This is a genomic window from Streptomyces kebangsaanensis (assembly GCF_001906585.1).
Taxonomy (GTDB): domain Bacteria; phylum Actinomycetota; class Actinomycetes; order Streptomycetales; family Streptomycetaceae; genus Streptomyces; species Streptomyces kebangsaanensis.
This window is the reverse complement of sequence record NZ_JUJA01000155.1, coordinates 43,855-65,866: the sequence shown is the minus strand read 5'-3', so window position 1 is coordinate 65,866 and position 22,012 is coordinate 43,855. Positions and strand designations below refer to the sequence as shown.

22 protein-coding genes and 1 pseudogene are annotated in these 22,012 nt (G+C 71.5%); 5 read left to right on the top strand and 18 right to left on the bottom strand.

Annotation, left to right across the window (positions count from 1 at the left end):
- From RH94_RS46775 to RH94_RS26005, 4 genes are all read right to left on the bottom strand, one after another.
- Positions 1-687, bottom strand: coding sequence for a restriction endonuclease (locus RH94_RS46775; protein WP_407697355.1), 687 nt, complete (start codon positions 685-687; stop codon positions 1-3).
- A complete protein-coding gene (locus RH94_RS40905; protein WP_158073095.1) occupies positions 687-896 on the bottom strand; it encodes a hypothetical protein in 210 nt (69 codons plus the stop codon). The genes RH94_RS46775 and RH94_RS40905 overlap by 1 nt, the downstream gene beginning before the upstream one ends.
- A gap of 874 nt (positions 897-1,770) precedes the next feature.
- The gene (locus RH94_RS26010; RefSeq protein WP_073950456.1) at positions 1,771-2,808 is read right to left on the bottom strand and encodes a MerR family transcriptional regulator; all 1,038 of its coding nucleotides are present in this window, start codon (positions 2,806-2,808) and stop codon (positions 1,771-1,773) included.
- Positions 2,802-3,542: a HEAT repeat domain-containing protein gene (locus RH94_RS26005; protein ID WP_073950454.1), complete on the bottom strand. Its 741-nt coding sequence runs from the start codon at positions 3,540-3,542 to the stop codon at positions 2,802-2,804. Before RH94_RS26005 ends, RH94_RS26010 begins: the two co-directional genes overlap by 7 nt.
- A 191-nt stretch (positions 3,543-3,733) precedes the next feature.
- Between RH94_RS26005 and RH94_RS44620 the strand changes: the two are divergent.
- Positions 3,734-3,858, top strand: a pseudogene (locus tag RH94_RS44620) (DUF475 domain-containing protein); the annotation flags it as partial.
- 279 nt (positions 3,859-4,137) lie between these two features.
- Here RH94_RS44620 and RH94_RS26000 read toward each other — a convergent pair.
- Together RH94_RS26000 and RH94_RS25995 are read right to left on the bottom strand one after the other, a co-directional pair.
- Positions 4,138-5,493 (bottom strand): class I SAM-dependent RNA methyltransferase, encoded by a 1,356-nt coding sequence (locus RH94_RS26000; RefSeq protein ID WP_073950452.1) that lies wholly within the window; start codon positions 5,491-5,493, stop codon positions 4,138-4,140.
- A gap of 71 nt (positions 5,494-5,564) precedes the next feature.
- Positions 5,565-7,625 (bottom strand): APC family permease, encoded by a 2,061-nt coding sequence (locus tag RH94_RS25995; protein ID WP_073950451.1) that lies wholly within the window; start codon positions 7,623-7,625, stop codon positions 5,565-5,567.
- A gap of 478 nt (positions 7,626-8,103) precedes the next feature.
- Here RH94_RS25995 and RH94_RS25990 point away from each other — a divergent pair, with 478 nt between their 5' ends.
- On the top strand, positions 8,104-8,775 hold the full coding sequence (locus RH94_RS25990; RefSeq protein WP_073950449.1) for a potassium channel family protein: 672 nt from the start codon (positions 8,104-8,106) through the stop codon (positions 8,773-8,775).
- Positions 8,775-9,443 (top strand): potassium channel family protein, encoded by a 669-nt coding sequence (locus RH94_RS25985; protein WP_073950447.1) that lies wholly within the window; start codon positions 8,775-8,777, stop codon positions 9,441-9,443. Before RH94_RS25990 ends, RH94_RS25985 begins: the two co-directional genes overlap by 1 nt.
- Positions 9,444-9,535: 92 nt before the next feature.
- Here the strand turns inward: RH94_RS25985 and RH94_RS25980 are convergent, their stop codons facing one another.
- The 8 genes from RH94_RS25980 to RH94_RS25945 form a co-directional block, all read right to left on the bottom strand.
- Positions 9,536-10,315: a DUF3159 domain-containing protein gene (locus RH94_RS25980; RefSeq protein WP_073950445.1), complete on the bottom strand. Its 780-nt coding sequence runs from the start codon at positions 10,313-10,315 to the stop codon at positions 9,536-9,538.
- 3 nt (positions 10,316-10,318) lie between these two features.
- Positions 10,319-10,717, bottom strand: a complete 399-nt coding sequence (locus tag RH94_RS25975) for an OB-fold nucleic acid binding domain-containing protein (protein ID WP_073950444.1) — start codon at positions 10,715-10,717, stop codon at positions 10,319-10,321.
- A gap of 42 nt (positions 10,718-10,759) precedes the next feature.
- A complete protein-coding gene (locus RH94_RS25970; protein ID WP_073950442.1) occupies positions 10,760-11,443 on the bottom strand; it encodes a response regulator in 684 nt (227 codons plus the stop codon).
- Positions 11,440-13,983, bottom strand: a complete 2,544-nt coding sequence (locus tag RH94_RS25965) for a sensor histidine kinase (protein WP_073950440.1) — start codon at positions 13,981-13,983, stop codon at positions 11,440-11,442. The genes RH94_RS25970 and RH94_RS25965 overlap by 4 nt, the downstream gene beginning before the upstream one ends.
- A 167-nt stretch (positions 13,984-14,150) precedes the next feature.
- Positions 14,151-14,843: an ABC transporter ATP-binding protein gene (locus RH94_RS25960; protein WP_073950438.1), complete on the bottom strand. Its 693-nt coding sequence runs from the start codon at positions 14,841-14,843 to the stop codon at positions 14,151-14,153.
- A 345-nt stretch (positions 14,844-15,188) separates the two neighbouring features.
- Positions 15,189-15,950, bottom strand: coding sequence for a DUF3710 domain-containing protein (locus tag RH94_RS25955; protein WP_073950436.1), 762 nt, complete (start codon positions 15,948-15,950; stop codon positions 15,189-15,191).
- A gap of 1 nt (position 15,951) precedes the next feature.
- The gene (gene dut / locus RH94_RS25950) at positions 15,952-16,512 is read right to left on the bottom strand and encodes a dUTP diphosphatase (RefSeq protein ID WP_073950434.1); all 561 of its coding nucleotides are present in this window, start codon (positions 16,510-16,512) and stop codon (positions 15,952-15,954) included.
- The gene (locus RH94_RS25945) at positions 16,509-17,093 is read right to left on the bottom strand and encodes a PaaI family thioesterase (protein WP_073950432.1); all 585 of its coding nucleotides are present in this window, start codon (positions 17,091-17,093) and stop codon (positions 16,509-16,511) included. Before RH94_RS25945 ends, dut begins: the two co-directional genes overlap by 4 nt.
- A 57-nt stretch (positions 17,094-17,150) precedes the next feature.
- Between RH94_RS25945 and RH94_RS25940 the strand changes: the two genes are divergently transcribed.
- On the top strand, positions 17,151-17,627 hold the full coding sequence (locus tag RH94_RS25940; RefSeq protein ID WP_073950430.1) for a DUF3093 domain-containing protein: 477 nt from the start codon (positions 17,151-17,153) through the stop codon (positions 17,625-17,627).
- A 69-nt stretch (positions 17,628-17,696) separates the two neighbouring features.
- Here RH94_RS25940 and RH94_RS25935 read toward each other — a convergent pair whose 3' ends face one another.
- The 4 genes from RH94_RS25935 to RH94_RS25920 form a co-directional block, all read right to left on the bottom strand.
- Positions 17,697-18,659 carry a hypothetical protein gene (locus RH94_RS25935; protein ID WP_073950428.1) on the bottom strand — a complete coding sequence of 321 codons (963 nt, stop codon included), beginning with the start codon at positions 18,657-18,659 and terminating at the stop codon, positions 17,697-17,699.
- A 13-nt stretch (positions 18,660-18,672) separates the two neighbouring features.
- The gene (locus RH94_RS25930; protein WP_043504706.1) at positions 18,673-18,969 is read right to left on the bottom strand and encodes a DUF4193 domain-containing protein; all 297 of its coding nucleotides are present in this window, start codon (positions 18,967-18,969) and stop codon (positions 18,673-18,675) included.
- A gap of 393 nt (positions 18,970-19,362) precedes the next feature.
- Complete coding sequence (locus RH94_RS25925; RefSeq protein WP_073950426.1) at positions 19,363-20,649, bottom strand: sensor histidine kinase; 1,287 nt, start codon at positions 20,647-20,649, stop codon at positions 19,363-19,365.
- 6 nt (positions 20,650-20,655) lie between these two features.
- Positions 20,656-21,309 carry a response regulator transcription factor gene (locus tag RH94_RS25920; protein WP_007501784.1) on the bottom strand — a complete coding sequence of 218 codons (654 nt, stop codon included), beginning with the start codon at positions 21,307-21,309 and terminating at the stop codon, positions 20,656-20,658.
- Positions 21,310-21,742: 433 nt separating this feature from the next.
- Here RH94_RS25920 and RH94_RS41560 point away from each other — a divergent pair, with 433 nt between their 5' ends.
- Entirely contained in the window at positions 21,743-21,916 is a 174-nt protein-coding gene (locus tag RH94_RS41560; protein ID WP_199881060.1) for a hypothetical protein, read from the top strand.
- Positions 21,917-22,012: the final 96 nt, after the last annotated feature.

Sequence of the window (22,012 nt, the reverse complement as noted above, 5' to 3'; positions counted from 1 at the left end):
TCACCCTGGTGAATTCCTCGCACGCCATGATCCGGGCGCCCAGCGCCTGCGCCCTGCGCCCTCATCGGGAATCCGAAGAATCCGGTACAGGGGCTCGCCCAGATCCGCCCACCTCTCCAGAGCGTCCCGGTCCACCAGGTGAATCCCATAGCGCGGGCCGCTGGCCCTCGCAGCTGCCGTGAACCCTCCGGTGGTGACGATCACAGCGAAATGGGCGCCGTGGTCGTGGCGGTATGTACCGTTGACCCGCTGCACGTCCTGGTCTCCGACCCTTCGATCCGGTCGCAGCCGCTTGCACTGCACGACGACCCGTCGTCGTGAACGATCGACGACGAGCACATCGGCGCCCTTGTCCCCCGCTCTGCCCACATGCTCCGCAGTCAGTCCGTCCCGGCGTAGCAAAGAGCAGACCGCTAGCTCGAACGCCCGGGGTTCCAGGGCATCGAGATGCACCAGCGAATAGCGCACGGACCCCGTGGCAAGAACCGAGCGGCTGGTCCATCTCTGTACGGCCAGCCGTCCCGGCTTCAGTCCCAGCCCTACGGCCACGGCGCTCAGCACGATCCCCGTCCGCGCCGGCCACTGCTCGGCCGCCTGCCACAGCCCAGTGACCCCGACCAGGGCGCCCACGCCCCACACCCACCGGGGAATCGCAGTCCACCCTCCTTGGCTCCGCCTACGCCGCATCAGACGGCCGGTCCGAAGAGCGCCCACATACCGAAAGCCAGACCGAACAGCACGAGGCCCGCCAGGTCGGTGATCGTAACCAAAGTGAAGGCATGATCCCGGCAGCGCGCGAACAGCCCCCTGCGCCTGCGGCGACACGGCCGGTGGTAGGCCGTCGGTCCCCCGCAACGCGACACCAGCGTGACCCCGCCGATCACCAGCAAGGCCATGACAAGCAGCATCGAACCCCCCGTTCCCCAACCAAGCCTTCATGAGTATCGGGAAAGCCTCCGCTCCGGCCAGTACATCTTCGGCCGAACCAGCTGAGGAACGGGGCGTATGGGAGCGTTGACGACGGTCTTTCTTTCCTCGTGTACCCCTGCGCGCTTCCGGGACGGACAACTCCTCAGCACATCAGGAACTGGCCACGTTCATCCGTACGCGGGTGAGGACGTTCAGGGCTCTGGCAAGATTTTCGTAGCCGAAGATCATCCTGGTGCGGCGGTCGACCCGTCCGCATAGTGGGCAGCCTGTGAGTGTGCTCTGTTGAACTTTCCTCGTTCTTAACGTAGTTGGCTGACATTCTGGTGGTCTCGGTGGATGTTTCCGATCCTGTCGTCGTGGTCCAGACCCATACGAGATCCCGTGTTCCAGCCGGGTGCACGGGGTGCGGCGTACCGAGCGAGTGGACGCACAGCCGTTACGTTCGGCACCTCTCCGATGTCAGCTGCCAGGACCGCGGTAGTGCCACGCCGTGTCCGTCGGTCTGCGTTCTCGGCACACCAGGGCTGCGGGTAGCAGCCGGAGGTAAGGCGCCCGGCCGCGTCGTAGGTGAGAGGCAGGCACCGGTGCTGGCGCCGGTGGGGACGTCGTTCCGCCGGTGAGCGCGGTTGCCGGTGGAGCAGGCACGTGAGCCCTCCCGCGCGGAGGAGTTGGAGTGTGGTCGTCCGCAGCGACTCCGGTGCTCGGCGGCGTCGACACCCTGGAAGGGCTTCGGCGATCTTATCGGGACAGGTGATGACCGCGCGGAAGTCGTCGCCGTTTCCGGTCCCGGCGGCGACATACCGTCGGGACGAGGTGCCGCGGCGCCTCGGTCGCGCGCCTTCAGGGCACCTCGTCGCCTCGGTCTTCGGGGGACCGCTTGTCGAGAACTCCGACGAGGGCCGAGGCAACGAGGGCGACGGCGCGGTCGTCGTCGTGGGCCAGTTGGCGCAGGACCTCTTGCACGGTGGTTCCCGCGAGCTCGACCAGCGCCTGGGCGAGGCGGATCCGCGTCGCGGAGTCCGCGGTGGGCGCGGCGAGTTCGTCGGCCAGGGCGGTCGTGATCCGGTCCGCGCACCCGGGGTCCTGGGACAGCGTTCCCAGAACCTCCGCCGCGTCCACGTCGTTGGGGCCCTCGACCACCATGCCGACGAGTGTGGGCACGGCCGCGGCCACGCCATGCCTGCCCAGAGCCAGAGCAGCGTGCCTGCGCACCGTCGTGTCCGGGTCCCCGAGGGCGTCCGCGAGCACCGCGGTCGCACCCGGGGCCTCGGGCATCTCGGCGATCGCCAGTACCGCGCGCCGCCGGATGTCGACGTCCTCCGAGCGCGCGCCGGCGGTCAGCGCCGCCACACCGTCGCCGCCCGATCGGGCGAGCGCCCAGCGCAGGGCGCCCGCGACGTGCGGGTCGGATTCGGCCAGGATCGCCCCGGCCAGCAGCTCGGCGGGAACCGACACGCCCTCCGGCCGGGTCAGGACGGCTTGCTGCCTGCGCGCGGCACTGGCCGAGTTGAGCCCCTGCATGAGTTCGACAATGCGCAGGACGTCCTGCCAGCCGGTGGGCGCCGACGCGTCGATCGCACGGAGCCGCTCGAGCAGCTCCTGTTCCCGCGCCAGGCGGTCCTCCGTCCACCGGATGAGGTTGCCGACCAGGGCGGACGGCGTGAAGGCCGGGTCCTCCAGCGCGCGTCCGATCTGCTTGAGCGAGAGCCCGAGGGAGCGCAGGCTCTCCACGTGGAAGATCCGGCGGACGTCCTCGGCGGAGTACTCCCGGTAGCCGCCGACGGTGCGGCCCGACGGCCGCACCAGCCCCAGGGCGTCGTAGTGCCGGAGCATCCGGGGGCTCACCCCGGAGTGGCGGGCCACATCGCCGATCAGCACTCCGCAGCCTCCGCCGACTCGGTCGTCTCCGCGGGCTCGGCCGTCTCCGCGGCAGCGGCTCGTTCCGGGCCGAGGGCCACGACTCGCTTCGCCTCGTCGATGGCCGCGTCAAAGCCGGCCTCCGGGTTCTGCCGGAGCAATTCGGTGGCACGGGCGTGCGCGGCCACCGCCGGATCGGGGCTCGCCGCGGCCCTCTCCAGGGCGGGCCTGGTCACGTCGCCGAGGTCGACAAGGGCCCGGCTCAGGCTCAGCCGCACATCGCGGTCACCGCGGCCGAGCTGCATGACCAGTTCGTCGACCAGGTCCTTCTGCTCATCTTCGGGCACGAGGCCGACCGCGACGCGCCACGCGGTCCGCGCGACCTCGTCGTCGGCGTCGCGCAGCATGTCGCGGGTGATCCAGGCCCACGCGCTCTTGTCACCGACCTTGGAGAGCGTGTGCAGCGCCTGGCTGCGGGCCTGGTTGCGCTCGGAGCCGAGTTCCTGGCGGATCCGGGGCAGGGTGATCTCCGGCGAGAGGCGGGTCAGCGCCCAGGACAGCATGTCCCGTACGAAGAAGTCCGGCTCGACCGCGCACCGTTCAACGAGCGTTTCCAGGAAACCTGGGTCGGCGTTCGAGCCAACCGCCAGGGCCGCCTGCAGCCGGATCGACGAGTCCTCGGCGCTCAGGGCCTTGAGCATGCGGGCGTGCTGCGGGGTTCCGTTTGTCGGGTTGATCGAAACCACCTCCTGCACCCAGGGGACACCTTGTCACTGTGTCAAGGTCAAGCCCGTGACCGGCGGGCGAGAAGATGTGCCGGCCCAGGGCGCAGCCCGGACGTGCCGAGCACGACGGATGACGACGCTCGGACACCGCGGGTGAGCGCGCAGGGGACCGGCTCGGCACCTCTCGAAGCTTCGCTCGGCCTCGGCATCGGCGCCCTGGCGTGATCCTCATGGTCACCATCCAGTACGAGATCAACGAAGTCACCACCGGCCTCGGCGGCGTCTCCTGACCGCCTGGTCCTTCTGGTCCTCCGTGCGCCGCGACCGCGCACTGGCAACCGCCGAGATCGAGACCGCGGACGCCGACCAGGACCTTCGACTCGGGCTCGACAGCCGGCCGAGCGAGCGTCATGACGCTCCGCCGGAATCAGCGTCGAACAAGCGTCAAGACGTTCCCCGACCGCCCCTCACGAAGTCGAGGCAGAGCGGCCCCCACCCGCGCCGCGCTGCGCGAAGCCGCAGGCGAGACACGTGGCGGGAGCCTGTGGCACGCTCCACGCGGTGGACTCTCGGAAACATGTCGACGCGCCCCGCCCGGAACCTGACAAAGCAGGAAACCAGCAGGTCAGGCGCCCTTTGCTGTGGGCTCCAGAATCGCCACGCACTCCACGTGCGAGGTCATCGGGAACAGGTCGAACGCCCGCAGCGTCCGTACCCGGTAGCCGCCCTCGCGGAAGTACGCCAGGTCGCGGGCGAGGGCCGCCGGGTCGCAGGCGACGTAGGCGATGCGGCGGGCGCCCAGGGAGGAGAGGTGGGCCACCGTCGCGCGGCCCGCGCCCGCGCGGGGCGGGTCGAGGACGATCAGGTCGACCTCGGTGATGCCGGTGCGCGGGAGGGCGGACTCGACCTTGCCCTGTTCGATGCGGACGCGGGGGAAGTCGGCAAGGTTGTGCCGGGCGTCCTCCACCGCGCGCTTGCCGGACTCGATGCCGAGGACCGCGCCCTTGTCGCCGACGCGGTCGGCCAGGGCGCCGGCGAAGAGGCCGACGCCGCAGTAGAGGTCCAGGGCCGTGTCGCCCTTGCGCGGAAGGAGGCCCTGCATGACCGCCTTGACCAGGGTGTCCGCCGCCTTCGGGTGGATCTGCCAGAAGCCGCCGGCGCCGACGCGGTACGTACGGTCGTCGGCGCGTTCGCGGACGAAGGGGCGGCCGTGGACGCGGTGGACGCCGCCGGTCTTCTCGTCGACCCGGAGGACGGAGACCGGACGGTCCAGTTCGACCAGCGGGAGGCGGGCGCCGGGGCGCGGGGTCAGGATCACCTGGCGGTCCTGCGAGCCCGTGGCCGCGATCGCCTCGACCGACTCCATGCCGGTCCAGTCGCGCCGCTCGATGCCCAGCTCGCTGACGCCCTGCGCCGCGATCATGCAGTGGTCGACCGGCTCCACCTCGTGCGAGCGGTGGCGGCGCAGGCCGGCCTTCCCCGTGGCCGGGTCGACCGCGTACTGCACGCGCGTGCGCCACTGCGGGACCTCGCCCGCGGGCAGCTTGTCGCCCTCGGCCGGCATCACCGTGCCGTCCCAGCCGGCCTCCTCGGGGGTGAGGCCCGCGAGCCGCTTCAGCTGCTCGGTGATCACCTCGCCCTTGAGCCGTCGCTGGGCGCCCGGCTTGGCGTGCTGCCAGTCGCAGCCGCCGCAGCGGCCGGGGCCGGCGTAGGGACAGGGGGCCTCGACACGGTCCTTGGCCGCGTCGAGGATCCGTACCGCGTCCGCGCGCAGGAAACGGGCGCCCTCCTCGCCCTCCGTCACCCGCGCCACGACCCGCTCGCCGGGCAGCGCGTGCCGGACGAACAGCACCTGGCCCTCCGGCGTGCGGGCGATGCAGTGACCGCCGTGGGCGACGGGGCCGATCTCGACCTCGTACTCCTGTCCCACCAGCGAGCCCTTCTCCGGCCCCACCTGCGAGTTATTCGATTCTGCCTGCATGGTGGGGTGACTCCAGATCCAGAAAAGGGGGACGGTCCGACAACAGCCCACCAGTCTACGTGAGGGCCCCGTCAGCCCTTCGCCGCCGGTGACTCCCCCGGCTCCTTCGCCCGGTCCTGCGCCGGGCCCCGCCGTACCGAACCCGGTGCGTTCCACTCCTGGCGCCTGCGGGCGCGCAGCTTGGCCGCCTCGGAGGAGGCGAGCTGGTAGGGCACCGAGGTCACCATCACGCCCGGCGTGAACAGCAGCCGGCCCTTCAGGCGCAGTGCGCTCTGGTTGTGCAGCAGGTGCTCGTACCAGTGGCCGACGACGTACTCGGGGATGATCACGGAGACGGCGTCCCGCGGGGACTCCTTGCGCAGGCTCTTGACGTACTCGATGACCGGCCGGGTGACCTCACGGTAGGGCGAGTCGAGCACCTTCAGCGGTACGTCGATGCCGCGCCGCTCCCACTCCTCGCGCAGCACTCTGGTCTCGGCCGGGTCGACGTTGACGGTGAGCCCCTCCAGGGTGTCCGAGCGCATCAGCTTGGCGTAGGCCAGCGCGCGCAGGGTGGGGCGGTGGATCTTGGAGATGAGGACGACGGAGTGGACGCGGGAGGGACGGACCACGTCGTCGCTCGGGCCCTCGGGGGCGGCGATCTCGTCGGCGACGCGGTCGTAGTGCCTGCGGATCGCGGTCATCGTCACGAAGAAGAGGCACATGCCGAGCACGGCCACCCAGGCGCCGTGCGTGAACTTGGTGACGAGGACGACGACCAGCACCAGGCCGGTGAGGAAGGCGCCGAAGGTGTTGATGGCGCGGGAACGGACCATGTGGCGGCGCCTGGCCTGGTCCCGCTCGGTGGCCAGGTGCCGGTTCCAGTGCCTGACCATGCCGATCTGGCTGAGCGTGAAGGACACGAACACACCGACGATGTACAGCTGGATCAGCCGGGTGGAGTCGGCGCCGTAGACGACGACCAGCAGCGCGGCGGCGCCCGCGAGCAGCACGATGCCGTTGGAGAAGGCGAGGCGGTCGCCGCGGGTGTGCAGCTGGCGGGGCAGGTAGCGGTCCTGGGCGAGGATCGAGCCGAGCACCGGGAAGCCGTTGTACGCGGTGTTCGCGGCGAGGAAGAGGACCAGCGCCGTGGCGGCGGCGAGCACGACGAACAGGACGCTGCCCCGGCCGAACACCGCCTCGGCGACCTGGGAGATCACCGGGTCCTGGACGTAGCCGGAGCCGACCGGGGTGCCGTTGTGGAGCAGGTCGGCGGCCGGGTTCTGGGCCATGCGGACCCCGGTCGACATGGCGAGGGTGATGATGCCGCAGAACATCGTCACGGCCAGCAGGCCCATCATCGCCAGCGTGGTCGCCGCGTTCCTCGACTTGGGCTTGCGGAAGGCCGGCACGCCGTTGGAGATCGCCTCGACGCCGGTGAGCGCGGCGCAGCCGGAGGAGAAGGCGCGCAGCAGCAGGAAGACGAGGGCGAAGCCGGCCAGTCCCTGGTGCTCGGCTCTGATCTCGAAGTCGGCCGTCGGTGCCCGCATGGTGTCGCCGAGCACCAGCCCGCGGAACGCGCCCCAGGCGATCATGATGAAGACGCCCGTGACGAAGACGTACGTCGGGACGGCGAAGAGCTTGCCCGACTCCTTCACGCCGCGCAGGTTCATCAGCGTCAGCAGCACGATCACGGCGACCGCGCAGAGCACCTTGTTCTCGACGACGAAGGGGATCGCGGAGCCCAGGTTCTCGATGCCGGAGGCGATGGAGACGGCGACGGTCATGACGTAGTCGACCAGGAGCGCGCTGGCGACCGTCAGGCCCGCCTTGGGGCCCAGGTTGGTGCCGGCCACCTCGTAGTCGCCGCCGCCGCTGGGGTAGGCGTGCACGTTCTGCCGGTAGGAGGCGACCACGGTGAACAACAGCACGGCGACCGCGACCGCGATCCAGGGGCTGAAGTGGTACGCCGACACGCCCGCGACGGACAGGACCAGCAGGACCTCTCCCGGCGCGTACGCCACGGAGGACAGCGGGTCGGAGGCGAAGACGGGGAGCGCGATCCGCTTCGGCAGAAGGGTCTCGCCCAGCCGGTCACTGCGCAGTGCGCGCCCGATGAGAATGCGTTTGGGCACGTCGGTCAGTTTGGACACAACAGAGGATCGTAAGCCTTCCGGCTCTCAGTGGCCCACCTCCCCCGTGCTCGAACGCGCCCGCGCGGGGGCACCCCCGCCCGGGATCTGCCTCACGAGTGAAATCCGGGGTTCGGGGCCCGGGGATCGGGCAGGCGGAGGGTGCGCCGTGCCTAGATGTCCGGACCCCGTTCCTCGCCGGACCCCGGAGGTCCCATGCCCCCGACCGCGGAGCTGATCGGTGCCGCCGCCGCGTTGCTCGGCCTCGGATTCCTGACCCTGTGCAGCGTGCGCAGCATCACCCGGCGCCGGCCGTTCGAGACCGAGTGAGAGACCGGGTGGGAGACCGGGTGGAAGGCCTGGTGGGAGGCCGGGCGCCGGGGAACCGTCCGGCATGCGGCAGGGGGGTGCCCGCCCCGCACGGTGCGTGTGTAGCTTGTCCCTCTGTCTGAGACCCTGATGTGGCCGAGCAGTGGCTATTGACACCGGAAGGACGGTCGTGCACATCGTCATCATGGGCTGCGGGAGAGTGGGTTCCGCTCTCGCCCAGACCCTGGAGCAACAGGGGCACACGGTCGCGGTCATCGACCAGGACCCCACCGCCTTCCGCCGGCTGGGCCCCGGATTCGGCGGCCGCCGGGTCACCGGGATCGGCTTCGACCAGGACACGCTGCGCGAGGCGGGCATCGAGGAGGCCGGTGCCTTCGCCGCCGTCTCCAGCGGCGACAACTCGAACATCATCTCCGCGCGCGTGGCCCGCGAGATGTTCGGCGTGCAGAACGTCGCGGCCCGTATCTACGACCCCCGCCGCGCCGAGGTGTACCAGCGCCTGGGCATCCCGACCGTGGCCACGGTCCGCTGGACGGCCGACCAGATGCTGCGCCGGCTGCTGCCCTCGGGCGCGGAGCCGCTGTGGCGGGATCCGACCGGCGGTGTCCAGCTCGCCGAGGTGCACGCCTCGACGGAGTGGGTGGGCCACAAGATCAGCCGGCTGCAGGAGGAGACGGGCGTCCGGGTGGCGTTCCTGACCCGCCTCGGCGAGGCGATCCTGCCGTCCTCGCAGACGGTGCTGCAGGAGGGCGACCTCGTGCACGTGATGATGCGGACGGACGACGTGGAGAAGGTCGAGGCGGCGTTCGCCGAGGGCCCCGACGAGGAGGGCGGTCACTGATGAGGGTCGCCATTGCCGGTGCCGGCGCGGTCGGTCGCTCGATCGCGAGTGAGCTGCTGGAGAACGGCCACGAGGTCCTCCTCGTCGACAAGGCGCCGACCGCGATCTCGGTCGAGCGCGTCCCGCAGGCGGAGTGGCTGCTCGCCGACGCCTGCGAGATCACCTCACTGGACGAGGCGGCGCTGCAGCGCTGCAACGTGGTGATCGCCGCGACGGGCGACGACAAGGTGAACCTGGTCGTCTCCCTGCTGGCGAAGACGGAGTACGGCGTGCCGCGGGTGGTGGCCCGCGTGAACAACCCGAAGAACGAGTGGCTGTTCAACGAGGCGTGGGGCGTGGACGTGTCCGTGTCGACCCCGCGCCTGATGTCCGCGCTGGTGGAGGAGGCGGTCAGCGTGGGCGACCTGGTCCGCCTGCTGCGCTTCAGCCACGGCGACGCCAACCTGGTGGAGCTGACCCTGCCGGAGGAGTCGGCGCTGGCCGGCACCCGGGTCGGGGACGTCGAGTGGCCCGAGGACACCGCGCTGGTCACCATCATCCGCGGCTCCCGTGTGCTCACCCCGTCCCGGGAGGACTCCCTGGAGGTGGGCGACGAACTGCTGTTCGTGGCCGCGCAGGCGCGTGAGGAGCAGCTGGAGGACCTGCTGTCGGTGCGCCGGAAGGACTGACGGGACGACGGGCGGGTGGACAGCGGCGAGGGGCGCCCGGAGGTCTCCGGGCGCCCCTCACTGTCGTACGGGCGGTGTCGTACCGGCGCTGCTCACGCCTGGCGGCGGTGACGGCCTCCGGCCGGCGCGTCCCCGTGCTCCTGCGCACGGGCGGCCTCCCGCTCCTCCTCGGCCTTCTCCTCCGCCTCCATCTCCGCGAACACGTCGATCGGCGGGGGCGCCTTCGCCAGGAAGACCCAGGTCAGCCAGACCGCCAGCAGGAACGGCGGGATCTTCAGCGTCACCAGGACCCAGCCGAGCTGTGCGGTGTCGGCCCACCAGTACAGCGGGAAGAGGATCGCGCACTTGGCGAGCAGGATCAGACCCCAGGCCCAGCTGGCCTTGGCGTACGCCTTCTTGCGGCCCGGGTTGCGGGTGCGCCAGGAGAGGTTCTCCCGGAAGACCGGGCCGAGCATCACGCCGATCAGCGGCACGCCGGCGAGCGTGGTGATGATGTACGCCAGTGCCAGGCCCAGCGTGTAGAGCATGCCCGGCAGGTAGAAGTCCTTGGCCTTGCCGGTCATCATCGCGAAGACCACGCCGAAGACGACGCCGAAGACCCCGCTGAAGGCGTGCTTGACGGTGTCCCGCATCGCCAGCCGGACCACGACCAGCACCAGCGAGACGGCCAGGGCGGCGATCGCGGACCACTGCAGGTTCTTGTTGATGGTGAAGATCGTGACGAAGACGAGGCCGGGCAGCACCGTCTCGACCATGCCCCGGACCCCGCCGAACGCCTCGAACAGCGCGGCCTCCGTCACCGCCCGGGCGTCGTCGTCGGCCGTCGTGCCTCCGGCCGTCGTGCCTTCGGTCGGCTTGTCGAGTGACGTCACCGGCTACTCCCGTCCGAGGGGTCGCAGTTCGTACTTGGGGTTGAAGAGCACCCGGCGGCCCCGGCTCATCGAGATCCGGCCCGATGCGATCAGCCTGCGCCCCGGTTCTATCCCGACGATGGAGCGCCTGCCGAGCCACACCACGTCCAGGGCGGCGGAGCCGTCGAACAGCTCGGCCTCCAGGGCCGGGACTCCGGCGCGCGGGCGCAGGGTGACCGTGCGCAACGTACCAGTCACCGTGACGATCTGCCGGTCGTGGCAGTCGCAGATCCGCGTGCAGCCCGCGGTCTCGGCGTCCTCCCGCAGTTCCTCGGACTCCAGGTCCTCCTGCGACGAGGAGAGCCGGTCGAGCATGCGCCGGAACCGGCCCGCCGGCTTTTCGGAACGGGGAACAGCACTCATGTGTGGAAGCGTACCGGGGGACACCGACGGTGACGTAACCGCTCACTTCTCGAAGCGGTACCCCATGCCCGGCTCGGTGACGAAGTGCTTGGGGTGCGAGGGGTCGGCCTCCAGCTTCCGGCGCAACTGGGCCATGTACACGCGCAGGTAGTTCGTCTCCGTGCCGTACGACGGCCCCCACACCTCCTGCAGCAGCTGCTTCTGGCTGACCAGGCGGCCGGTGTTGCGCACCAGCACCTCCAGCAGGTGCCATTCGGTGGGGGTGAGCCGTACGTCCCTGCCGGCCCGGTTGACCTTCTTGGCGGCCAGGTCGACGGTGAACTCCTCGGTCTCCACCAGCACGTCGTCCTCGCCGCCGCCGACCGGCTCGGCGCGGCGGACGGCGGCGCGCAGCCGGGCCAGCAGCTCGTCCATGCCGAAGGGCTTGGTGACGTAGTCGTCGGCGCCCGCGTCCAGTGCCTGGACCTTCTCGTCGGAGGAGTGGCGGGCGGACAGCACCAGGATCGGCACGCGGGTCCAGCCGCGCAGGCCCCTGATCACCTCGACGCCGTCCATGTCGGGCAGCCCCAGGTCGAGGACGACCACGTCGGGGTGGCGGGAGGCGGCGAGGTCGAGGGCGCTGCGGCCGTCGGCGGCGGCGTCGACCTCGTACTTGCGTGCCTTGAGGTTGATCACGAGAGCGCGCACGATCTGCGGTTCGTCGTCGACCACCAGCACCCGCGTCATGTGGTTTGCCTTTCTGGTTCGGCGAGTCGTACGGGGGCGCGAAGGCTCTTCGCGGCCCGCAGGGTGAGAACCATCGTCAGTCCGCCGCCGGGCGTGTCCTCGGCGTCGAGGGTGCCGCTCATGGCCTCGGCGAAGCCGCGCGCCACCGCGAGGCCGAGGCCGACGCCTGCTCCGCGCGGGGCGTCGCCGTGGCGCTGGAAGGGCTCGAAGATACCGTCCTTGGCCTCGTCCGGGACGCCCGGACCGCGGTCGACGACCCGGACCTCGACCCGGTCGGCCATGGCGCTGGCGGACACCAGGACCGGCTCGTCCGGTGGACTGTACTTCACGGCGTTCTCCACCAGGTTGGCCACCGCGCGCTCCAGCAGGCCGGGGTCGACGGCGACCATCGGCAGGGTCTCCGGTATGTCCAGGTGCACGCTGTCCTCGGGCACCCCGCCCAGCGCCATCGGCACCACCTCGTCGAGGTCGATCTCGCGGATCAGCGGGGTGACGGTGCCGGTCTGCAGGCGGGACATGTCCAGCAGGTTGCCCACGAGGTGGTCGAGCCGGTCGGCGCCCTCCTCGATGCCCTGGAGCAGCTCCGCGCGGTCCTCCTCGGACCACTCGACGTCCTCGGACCTGAGCGAGGAGACGGCCGCCTTGATCCCGGCGAGCGGGGTGCGCAGGTCGTGGCTGACGGCGGCGAGCAGCGCGGTGCGGATCCGGTTGCCCTCCGCGAGGGCGCGGGCCCGGTCGGCCTCCTCCTGCAGGCGCCGGCGCTCCAGGACGACGGCGGCCTGGGCGGCGAAGGCGGCGAGCACGCGGCGGTCGGAGGCGGGCAGCACCCGTCCGGTCAGCGCCAGCGCCATGTGGTCGCCGACGGGCACGTCCACGTCCGCGTCCTCGGGGCGCTCGAGGGGCCGGCCGGTGCCCACGCGGCCGGCGCAGGTCCAGGGATCGACGTCGCTGAGCCGCTCCAGCAGCGCCACCGACTCCATGCCGAAGGTCTCGCGGACCCGCTCCAGGAGCGCCTCCAGGCTGGTCTCGCCGCGCAGCACACTGCCGGCGAGGAAGGACAGTATCTCCGCCTCGGCGCGCAGCCGGGCCGCCTGGTGGGTGCGGCGGGCCGCGAGGTCCACCACCGAGGCCACGGACACGGCGACCCCGAAGAAGATCGCGAGGGCGACGATGTTCTTCGGGTCGGCGATGGTGAGCCGGTGCAGGGGCGGGGTGTAGTAGTAGTTCAGCAGGAGCGAGCCGACGGCCGCCGAGGCGAGCGCCGGCAGCAGCCCGCCGAGCAGGGCCGCGGCCACCGTCAGGGCCAGGAACAGCAGCATGTCGTTGGCCAGGCCCAGGTCCACGGCGTTCAGCAGCAGCGCGAGGGCCACGGGGCCGACGACGGCGACGGTCCAGCCCCACACGATGCGGGCCCGCCCGAGCCGCGCGCCCCGGGCCACCGGCAGTCCGCGTCCCTTGGCGGCCTGTGCGTGGGTGACGATGTGCACGTCGAGGTCGGGGCCCGACTCACGGGCCACGGTGGCGCCGACGCCGGGCCCGAAGACGTACTGCCAGCTCTTGCGGCGCGAGGAACCCAGCACGATCTGGGTGGCGTTGACCCCGCGGGCGAAGTCGAGCAGCGCGGCCGGCACGTCGTCGCCGACGACGTGGTGGAAGGTGCCGCCCAGCTCCTCCACGAGGGTGCGCTGGACGGCCAGCTCCTTGGGGGAGGCGGAGGTCAGTCCGTCGCTGCGGGCGACGTAGACGGCCATGACCTCCCCGCCGGCGCCCTTCTCGGCCAGGCGGGCGGCCCGGCGGATCAGGGTGCGTCCCTCGGGGCCGCCGGTCAGGCCGACCACGATCCGCTCGCGCGAGCCCCAGATCCTGGAGACCTGGTGCTCGGTGCGGTAGCGCTGCAGGTACTCGTCGACCCGGTCGGCCACCCACAGCAGGGCCAGTTCGCGCAGCGCCGTGAGGTTGCCGGGCCGGAAGTAGTTGGACAGGGCCGCGTCGACCTTGTCCGGCTTGTAGATGTTGCCGTGGGCCATCCGGCGGCGCAGGGCCTCCGGCGACATGTCGACGAGCTCGATCTGGTCCGCCCGCCGCACCACCTCGTCCGGGACGGTCTCGCGCTGCCGCACGCCCGTGATCGACTCGACCACGTCGCCGAGGGACTCCAGGTGCTGGATGTTGACCGTGGAGACGACGTCGATGCCGGCCGCGAGCAGCTCCTCCACGTCCTGCCAGCGCTTGGCGTTGCGGGAGCCGGGGATGTTGGTGTGGGCGAGTTCGTCCACCAGGGCGACGGCCGGGGCGCGGCGCAGTACGGCGTCGACGTCCATCTCGGTGAAGGTGCTCCCGCGGTACTCCAGCTCCTTGCGGGGCACCTGCTCCAGGCCGTGCAGCATCACCTCGGTGCGCGGGCGGTCGTAGTGCTCGACGAACGCGACGACGCAGTCGGTGCCCCGCTCCACCCGGCGGTGCGCCTCGGAGAGCATCGCGTACGTCTTGCCGACGCCCGGTGCCGCACCGAGGTAGATCCGAAGCTTGCCGCGTGCCATGGCCCCATTGTCTTCCCGTCGTGCGTGACGTGCGTGAGTACGCGGCGTCGGCCCTACGGCCGGCCGGCGCGGCCCGAGGGGCCCGTGCGGGGCGGGAGAGGGTCTTCGACGCGACTCCGACGTCAGTGCGTCACGGATCTGTCAGGGCGCCGCGGCCCGCCGGTGCGTCACGGTTCGACGATCCTTCCGTCGCGCAGCTCCAGGACCCGGTCGGCGAGGTCCAGCAGGGTCGGGTCGTGGGTGGCGACCAGTGCGGTGACCTCCTCGCTGCGGACCACGGCGCGCAGCAGCTCCATCACGGCGTGGCCGGTCTCCACGTCCAGCTGGCCGGTCGGCTCGTCGGCGATGAGGAGCGCCGGCTCGTTCGCGAGGGCGCGGGCGATGGCCACGCGCTGCTGCTGGCCGCCGGAGAGCTCACCGGGCCGCTGCCGGGCGTGGTCGGTGAGGCCGACCAGGGACAGCAGCAGCTCGACGCGCTCCTCCCGCTCGCGCGGGCCGGCGCGGCGCAGCCGCAGCGGCACGCCGACGTTCTCCGCGGCCGTGAGGATCGGGATGAGCCCGAAGGACTGGAAGACGAACCCGACGCGGTCCCGGCGCAGGGCGAGCAGGCCGTCCTCGCCGAGTTCGGACAGGTCCCGTCCGTCGACGTGGACCCGCCCCTCGTCCGGCTCGTCGAGCCCGCCGACGATGTTGAGCAGGGTGGTCTTGCCGGAGCCGGAGCGTCCCTTGAGCGCGACGAGTTCACCTCGCGGCAGCTCGAAGGAGACCCCGCGCAGGGCGTGCACGGCGCCGGCTCCCTGCCCGTAGGACTTGTGGACGTTCTCGACGCGCACCATGGTCTCGGTGGCGACCTGGCTCATGTGCCCTCCCCGCTGCGGTCCCCCGTGGACCGGGCGTCAGTATCACGGCCCCCGCCGGTCCCTTCAATCCCCCAGCGGGCTCGCGCCCGTGATGGTCCCGCCTCCGGCGGTGAAGGGCGGCCCGGCTCGCCGAAGGGCCGCCCTCCTGTGAAAGGTGCGGCCCTTCATGGTTCACGGCCCACGCCGAGGTGACGGCCGCGGGCCGGAGGCATCGGAAGGACCACGCCGGAAGGGCCACGCCGGAACCGCGGAGCCAGGCGCACCCGCTCCCGGCCCCCGCGCCCGAGACCCCGGGCCCGCGCTCAGCCGGACCGGCACGCCCCGTGGCCCGGAGCCGGCCCGGTCCTAACGGACCTCGGTGATCTCCGGGCCGCGCTGGAGCTGGCCCAGGCCGCCGGAGAAGCGGGACTGGCCCTCGTCCTGCTGGACGCCCTCGGGCACCATCTGCGCGTCGTTCGGCAGCTTCAGGACGATCGGGTCGCGGGGCGCCATCGGGCCCTCGCCGCGGACCACGACCGTGTCCCGGAAGATCTGCTCGAGCAGCCCGGCCGCCTGCGGCTGCACCGCGCCCTGACCGGAGATCACTCCGCGCAGGAACCAACGGGGACCGTCCACACCGACGAACCGCACGACCTGGTAGCCGCCCGTGCCGTCCGGCAGCTGCACCGGGACCTGGGCGCGCAGCTCCCAGCCCAGCGGTCCCTCGACCTCGTCCACGATGCCGCCCTGCTGGGTGATGCCGGTGCCGATCTCCTCGCGCACCTCGCCCCAGATGCCCTCGCGCTTGGGCGCGGCGAAGGCCTGCAGCTGGATGGCGCTGTCGTGGAGGACGACGGTCGCCGCGACGATCGCGTCGCCCGCGACCTCCACCCGCAGCTCCATGCCGTCGACGCCCGGCACGAACAGTCCGCCCAGGTCCACGCGGCCCTCGGCCGGTTCGCGCACCTCGGAGCTGTCCCAGGGCCCGTCGGGCCGCGGTGCGGGAGCGAGCCTCACCCGCTCGCGCTCGCCCTTGTCGTCCGCCTCGGTGTCGACGTTGTCGACGACCTGCTCGGCCTCGCCGGCCGCGTCCTCGGCGGCACCCTTCTTCTTGCGACGTCCGAACACGTCACTGTCCTTCCCGGTCGGATACGACCGAAGCGTATCGATTCCCACCCGCCGGGCCGCCCACGGCGGTCCGGCCGTTCGTGCCGTTCATGCCGCTCGCGCCGTCCACGGCGGCGTGGCCACCCGTGGACCCGAAGCCCCCCTCGGCCCGCGCCGAGCCGGGAAGCTCCGCCACCTCCTGGAAGCGGACCCTCTCGACCTGCTGGACGACCAGTTGGGCAATCCGGTCGAAGCGCTCGAACCGCACGGACTCGCGCGGGTCGAGATTCACCACGATCACCTTGATCTCCCCACGGTACCCGGCATCAACCGTCCCCGGGGCATTCACGAGGGCGACACCGAGGCGGGCCGCGAGGCCGGAGCGCGGATGCACGAACGCCGCGTACCCCTCGGGCAGGGCGACAGACACACCCGTGGGCAGCACGGCCCGTTCCCCCGGCGCCAGTTCGCACTCCACGGTGGTGCGCAGATCGGCGCCGGCGTCGCCGGGATGCGCGTACGCCGGAAGCGGTACGTCGGGGTCGACGCGCCGGATCAGCACGTCCAGCGGCTCCCGGCTCACGGGTTCACCTCGAAGGCGCGGACGCGTCGGACCTGGTCCGGGTCGTTCATGACGGCCCGGATCTCCTCCTCGCGGCCGTGCTCCACGAAGTGGTCCGTCTTCACCTCGACGAAGAGGGCCTCGGCGCGCACGGCGACCGGTCCGTCGGGGCCGCCGACGCGTCCGGTGGCCCTGGAGTAGATCTTCCGGCCGGCCACCGCGGTGACCTCGGCCTCCAGGTACAGGGTCGTGCCGACCGGCACCGGCCGCACGAAGTCGGTCTCCAGCCGTCCGGTCACGGCGATCGTGCGCAGCAGCCAGTTCAGCGAGCCGAGGGTCTCGTCGAGGGCGGTCGCGAGGACGCCGCCGTGCGCGAGGCCGGGCGCGCCCTGATGGGCGGGCTGCACGGTGAACTCGGCGGTGATGCGGACGCCGTCCCCGGCCCGTGCCTGGAGGTGCAGCCCGTGCGGCTGCTCGCCGCCGCACCCGAAACACTCTCCGTAGTGCGCGCCGAGGAGTTCACCGGGCGCGGGGGCATCGGGGTGCCGGACGGGTTTCACGGCGTCGGCGGGGGGCTGAAGAGCTGCGGAACTACCACTCACAGGCGCAGACCTTACCCGCGCGTCGGCGCCGACCGGACACCGTGCCAAGCTTGGCGCATGCAGCTCTCCGCGCAGCCGTACGAAGAACGTCTCACCGCGCCCCGCTCCTGGTGGCTGATCAGCCTGCTGATCGGTGTCTCGGTCGCCCTGGTCCTGCTTCCCTTCGGCACCCTGCCGATGCTGGCCGGCCTGGCCGGCGGCACGGCGGCGATGGCGGTCGTGGTGAGCTCCTACGGCTCGGTGCGCATCCGGGTCGTGGGCGGCCTGCTGGTCGCGGGCGAGGCGAAGATCCCGGTCACGGCGCTGGGCGAGGCCCATGCGCTGGACGCGGAGGAGGCGCGTGCCTGGCGCACCCACAAGGCGGACACCCGGGCCTTCCTGCTGCTGCGCGCCTACATTCCGGGGGCGCTGCGGGTGGAGGTCACCGACCCGGAGGACCCGACGCCGTACCTGTACCTGTCCACGCGGGAGCCGGAGCGGCTGGCCGAGGCACTGCGGGCGGCGCGGGCGGCCGCGGCGCCGGAGGCCGCGTAACCCCCCGTACGGGGCGATGCGGGGGGCCTGGGCGGGTGTTTCCCGGGGCGCGCGTTCCGGGGGCGTGCGTCAGCGCCCGGGGTCCTCTCCGGCCTCCCCGGAGCCGTCGGTGATGTCCTGGATCGCCAGTGGGTCCTCGGGCCTGTCCAGGGGCGGCAGCGCGGGCAGTTCGTCCCAGGGGACCTGGATCCTGCGCAGGTCGGCGCGGACGCAGGTCGCGAGCCTGCGGGTGTCGCGCCGGTTCACGACGGCGCCGACGGCGGCGCCCACCAGGAACGGCGTCAGCTTCGGCAGGCCCCGGACCGTGCGCTTCATGACCTGCTGACGCAGCCGGCGCCTCATCCGGCCGCCGAGGGCCGCGTCGACCGTCGACAGCCTGCGCACGTCGATGCCGCGCTCCTGTGACCAGGAGGACAGGAACACGGTGCTGCGGACCTTCAGATTTCCGGGGGGCCGCACCCCGTACACCTCGTGGAGCTCGGCGATCAGCTTCAGCTCGATCGCCGCGACCCCGGTGACCTCCGCGGCCAGCTCGGTCGTCATCGCGGGCGGCACCGGCAGCATGGCCACTGCCCCGATGCCCGCTCCGACCGTGGAGGAGGCTGCCGCGGCACCCGCCACCAGCCTGTCCGCGAGCTGTTCGGGCCCGAGGCCCGGGAACTGCCGGCGGAGCGTGGCGAGGTCCCGTACGGGGATCCGCGGGGCCGTGTCGATGATCCGGTCGGTGAGGTGCGAAAGGGCCGCCCTGGCGTGGCTCCCGCTCCTGCGGACGCCGCTCCTGGCGACTTCCCCGGCCCTGCTCCGGATCACCGCGGCCCGGCGGACGACGGGCGCGGGACCCGTCGCCGGGGCGACGGGATCACCGCGCCCGGATACGGGAGCGAGCGAGGCCGATCCCGCCGGTCCGGTCATGTCGGATGTACGGGACGGGCCTCGCTCGTCGTCACGCGCGCCGTGGGGGCCGTCGGACGGCCCCGGGTCCGCTTTCCCGTGGGAGAAGCGGCGCTTCCAAGGAGGGGTCGAGCCAGTCACGGCCGACCCTGCCTCAGTCGCAGTCGCGGCAGATCGGCTGGCCGTTCTTCTCTCGGGCCAGCTGGCTGCGGTGGTGCACCAGGAAGCAGCTCATGCATGTGAACTCGTCCTGCTGCTTGGGCAGTACCCGGACGGCCAGTTCCTCATTGGAGAGGTCGGCGCCGGGCAGCTCCAGTCCCTCCGCGGCCTCGAACTCGTCGACGTCCACGGAAGAGGCCGACTTGTCGTTCCTCCTCGCCTTCAGCTCTTCCAGGCTGTCCGAGTCGACGTCGTCGTCGGTCTTGCGTGGGGTGTCGTAATCGGTTGCCATGTCGCTCTCCCCCTCTGGGTGTCTGCGGTGTCTCCAGCGCACGTAACGCGTGAGAGGCCGGACTTGTGCCCGACCTGAGGCGGAGATTTTGCCTCACATCAAGGTCTGTTACTCAATCGACACCCAACCGGACTCCTCAAGAGTGATCGGGTTGGATGGCGATCGGGACCGTACACGGTCCGGATCTCGCACTTCAAAGCGGCCCCACCGTGTACTTCCCGTGATCGGCGCCCCCGAAAACCCGGATTTTCCCGGCTTTCCGACCGCTTTTATGATCACGGAGAGTGGATGGCCGGAAAACCGCCCATGTGATCGATCACACACGGGGAGGCCGGGAACGGGCCCGGGAAATTCCGCGCAAAGCGAACATCCCCGCGTGTCGGCGTCATGATCTCAAATCGGCAACGTGACCCGCATCACGAGTCCGCCTCCCTCGCGCGGCTGGGCCGAGATGTGCCCGCCGTGCGCCCTCGCCACGGAGCGGGCGATGGACAGGCCCAGCCCGACGCCCTTGTCGCTGCCCGTACGCTCGGTGCGCAGCCGCCTGAAGGGCTCGAAGAGGTTGTCGATCTCGTACGCCGGGACCACCGGCCCGGTGTTCGCGACCACCAGCACCGCCTGCCCGTGCTGGACGTCGGTCGTCACCTCGACCCAGCCGCCCTCCCGTCTCCCGCCACCACCCTTGTTCGGAAGCGCTTCGCGCTGCACCTCCTCATGGGCGATGTTGTACCGCACCGCGTTCTGCACCAGGTTCAGCGCGATCCGCTCCAGCAGTACGCCGTTGCCCTGCACGACCGCCGGCTTGCGCTCGCCGCGGATCTCGACGCCCTTCGCCTCGGCTTCGGCATGCACCTGGTCGACGGCCTGTGAGGCCACCTCGGCCAGGTCCACCGGCTTGCGCTCGACTATCTGGTTGTCGCTGCGGGCGAGCAGCAGCAGGCCCTCCACCAGCTGCTCGCTGCGCTCGTTGGTGGCCAGCAGGGTCTTGCCGAGCTGCTGCAGCTCCACGGGCGCGTGCGGATCGGACAGCTGCACCTCCAGGAGCGTGCGGTTGATCGCGAGCGGTGTACGCAACTCGTGGGAGGCGTTGCCGACGAAGCGCTGCTGGGCGGTGAAGGCCCGCTGCAGCCGGTCCAGCATCTCGTCGAACGTGTCCGCGAGCTCCTTCAGCTCGTCGTCCGGGCCGTCCAGCTCGATCCGCCGGGACAGGTCCGAACCGGCCACCGCGCGGGCGGTACGGGTGATCCGGCCGAGCGGGGACAGGACGCGGCCCGCCATCGCGTAGCCGAACGCGAAGGCGATCACGGCGAGACCGAGCAGTGTCAGCAGCGAGCGGCTGAGCAGGTCGTCCAGGGCGTGCTGACGCTGCTGGTTCACGCACTCGTACATCGCGTGGTTGAGCTCCCCCGCGGTGGTCCGGCTCGGGAAGTTGCAGCTCTGGCTGGTGACCTCGCCCGAGACGATCTTGAACGGCAGCTCGCTGCCCACGTTCAGCGCGTTCGCCGCGAGCAGGTAGATGATCGACAGCAGCAGGATGCCGGCGATCAGGAACATGCCGCCGTACAGCAAGGTGAGCCGTATCCGGATGGTCGGACGCAGCCACGGGAAGACCGGCTCCGGCCTTCGGGGGTCCCAGGTGGGTTTCGGGGGCGCCTGGGGCGGCGCCGGGGTCGCGGCCACGGCGGATCAGATCCGGTAGCCGGAGCCGGGGACCGTGACGATCACCGGGGGCTCGCCCAGTTTACGGCGCAGCGTCATCACCGTGACGCGCACCACGTTGGTGAACGGGTCGGTGTTCTCGTCCCAGGCCTTCTCCAGCAGCTGCTCCGCGGACACCACCGCGCCCTCGCTGCGCATGAGCACCTCCAGGACCGCGAACTCCTTCGGCGCGAGCTGGACCTCCCTGCCGTCCCGGAAGACCTCGCGGCGGTTCGGGTCGAGCTTGATCCCGGCGCGCTCCAGGACGGGCGGCAGGGGCACGCTGGTACGCCGGCCCAGGGCACGCACGCGTGCCGTCAGCTCGCTGAACGCGAACGGCTTGGGCAGGTAGTCGTCGGCGCCGATCTCCAGGCCCTCCACACGGTCGCTGACGTCGCCGGACGCGGTCAGCATCAGCACGCGCGTGGGCATGCCGAGCTCGACGACCTTGCGGCAGACGTCGTCGCCGTGCACCAGGGGGAGGTCGCGGTCGAGGACGACCACGTCGTAGTCGTTGACGCCGATGCGCTCCAGGGCGGCCGCACCGTCGTACACGACGTCGACGGCCATGGCCTCCCGGCGCAGTCCGGTGGCCACCGCATCGGCGAGCAGTTGCTCGTCCTCGACGACGAGTACGCGCACGTCGCTTGTCCTTCCTGTGTCCGCCCGCGCGGCGCCGCTCGGGCGCACGCGGGCAGGGGTGTCTTCGTGGGTGTGGCTTCATCCTGCCCTTTTCAGCCTAAGTCGGCGGTAAGCCGGGGAAGCGGCCGCCGTGGGAGAGGTGACGGGCGGATGAAGGGTGCGGGAATGCCGAATTTTCTCGTTCGGCCGAGGTTTCCGCGGGAGGGAGCCGGGGGAGGACGGCTTTACATCCCGCGATCACGCTCTGCATGTGCCGCACCACCATGCGGTACTCCGCGATCCGCTTGCGCAGAGTGGGTGTGGGTGCCCGGCACCGCCGCCGCCCGGCAGGGCGACACCGGGCAGCGCCGGGCACCTGCTGAGACGTGATCGCCCCTTCCGAACGGCACACCCCCGTGCCACCGACCCACGACCCAGGACGAGGGGGCGCAGCATGGACGCATTCACCGCAGGACTTCTGCAGCGCATAAAGGCGACCGAGTCCGACCTGACGCGGGCTCGCGACGAGGGCGACGACTTCCTCGTCGAGGTGGAGCTGGGCGAACTCGACGACCTGCACCGCCTCGCCGCCGAGCACGGTGTGGAAGTCGGCGTGTCCGGCGTCTGATCAGCCTGTATGCGAGCAGGGCCCCGGCGAATCCAGCGCCGGGGCCCTGCTCGTTCCGGGGCTTGGTCTCGGGTGGGGCTTGCAGCGGGCCGCGGG

What these genes read in the sequence shown, in the direction of transcription:
- RH94_RS25975 (WP_073950444.1), bottom strand. Translation starts at nt 10,717, where the DNA reads ATGAGTGCTGTTCCCCGTTCCGAAAAGCCGGCGGGCCGGTTCCGGCGC.
- RH94_RS25940 (WP_073950430.1), top strand. Translation starts at nt 17,151, where the DNA reads ATGCAGCTCTCCGCGCAGCCGTACGAAGAACGTCTCACCGCGCCCCGC.
- RH94_RS41560 (WP_199881060.1), top strand. Translation starts at nt 21,743, where the DNA reads ATGGACGCATTCACCGCAGGACTTCTGCAGCGCATAAAGGCGACCGAG.
- RH94_RS26000 (WP_073950452.1), bottom strand. Translation starts at nt 5,493, where the DNA reads ATGCAGGCAGAATCGAATAACTCGCAGGTGGGGCCGGAGAAGGGCTCG.
- RH94_RS25970 (WP_073950442.1), bottom strand. Translation starts at nt 11,443, where the DNA reads ATGACGCGGGTGCTGGTGGTCGACGACGAACCGCAGATCGTGCGCGCT.
- RH94_RS25960 (WP_073950438.1), bottom strand. Translation starts at nt 14,843, where the DNA reads ATGAGCCAGGTCGCCACCGAGACCATGGTGCGCGTCGAGAACGTCCAC.
- RH94_RS40905 (WP_158073095.1), bottom strand. Translation starts at nt 896, where the DNA reads ATGGCCTTGCTGGTGATCGGCGGGGTCACGCTGGTGTCGCGTTGCGGG.
- RH94_RS46775 (WP_407697355.1), bottom strand. Translation starts at nt 687, where the DNA reads ATGCGGCGTAGGCGGAGCCAAGGAGGGTGGACTGCGATTCCCCGGTGG.
- RH94_RS25930 (WP_043504706.1), bottom strand. Translation starts at nt 18,969, where the DNA reads ATGGCAACCGATTACGACACCCCACGCAAGACCGACGACGACGTCGAC.
- RH94_RS25985 (WP_073950447.1), top strand. Translation starts at nt 8,775, where the DNA reads ATGAGGGTCGCCATTGCCGGTGCCGGCGCGGTCGGTCGCTCGATCGCG.
- RH94_RS25965 (WP_073950440.1), bottom strand. Translation starts at nt 13,983, where the DNA reads ATGGCACGCGGCAAGCTTCGGATCTACCTCGGTGCGGCACCGGGCGTC.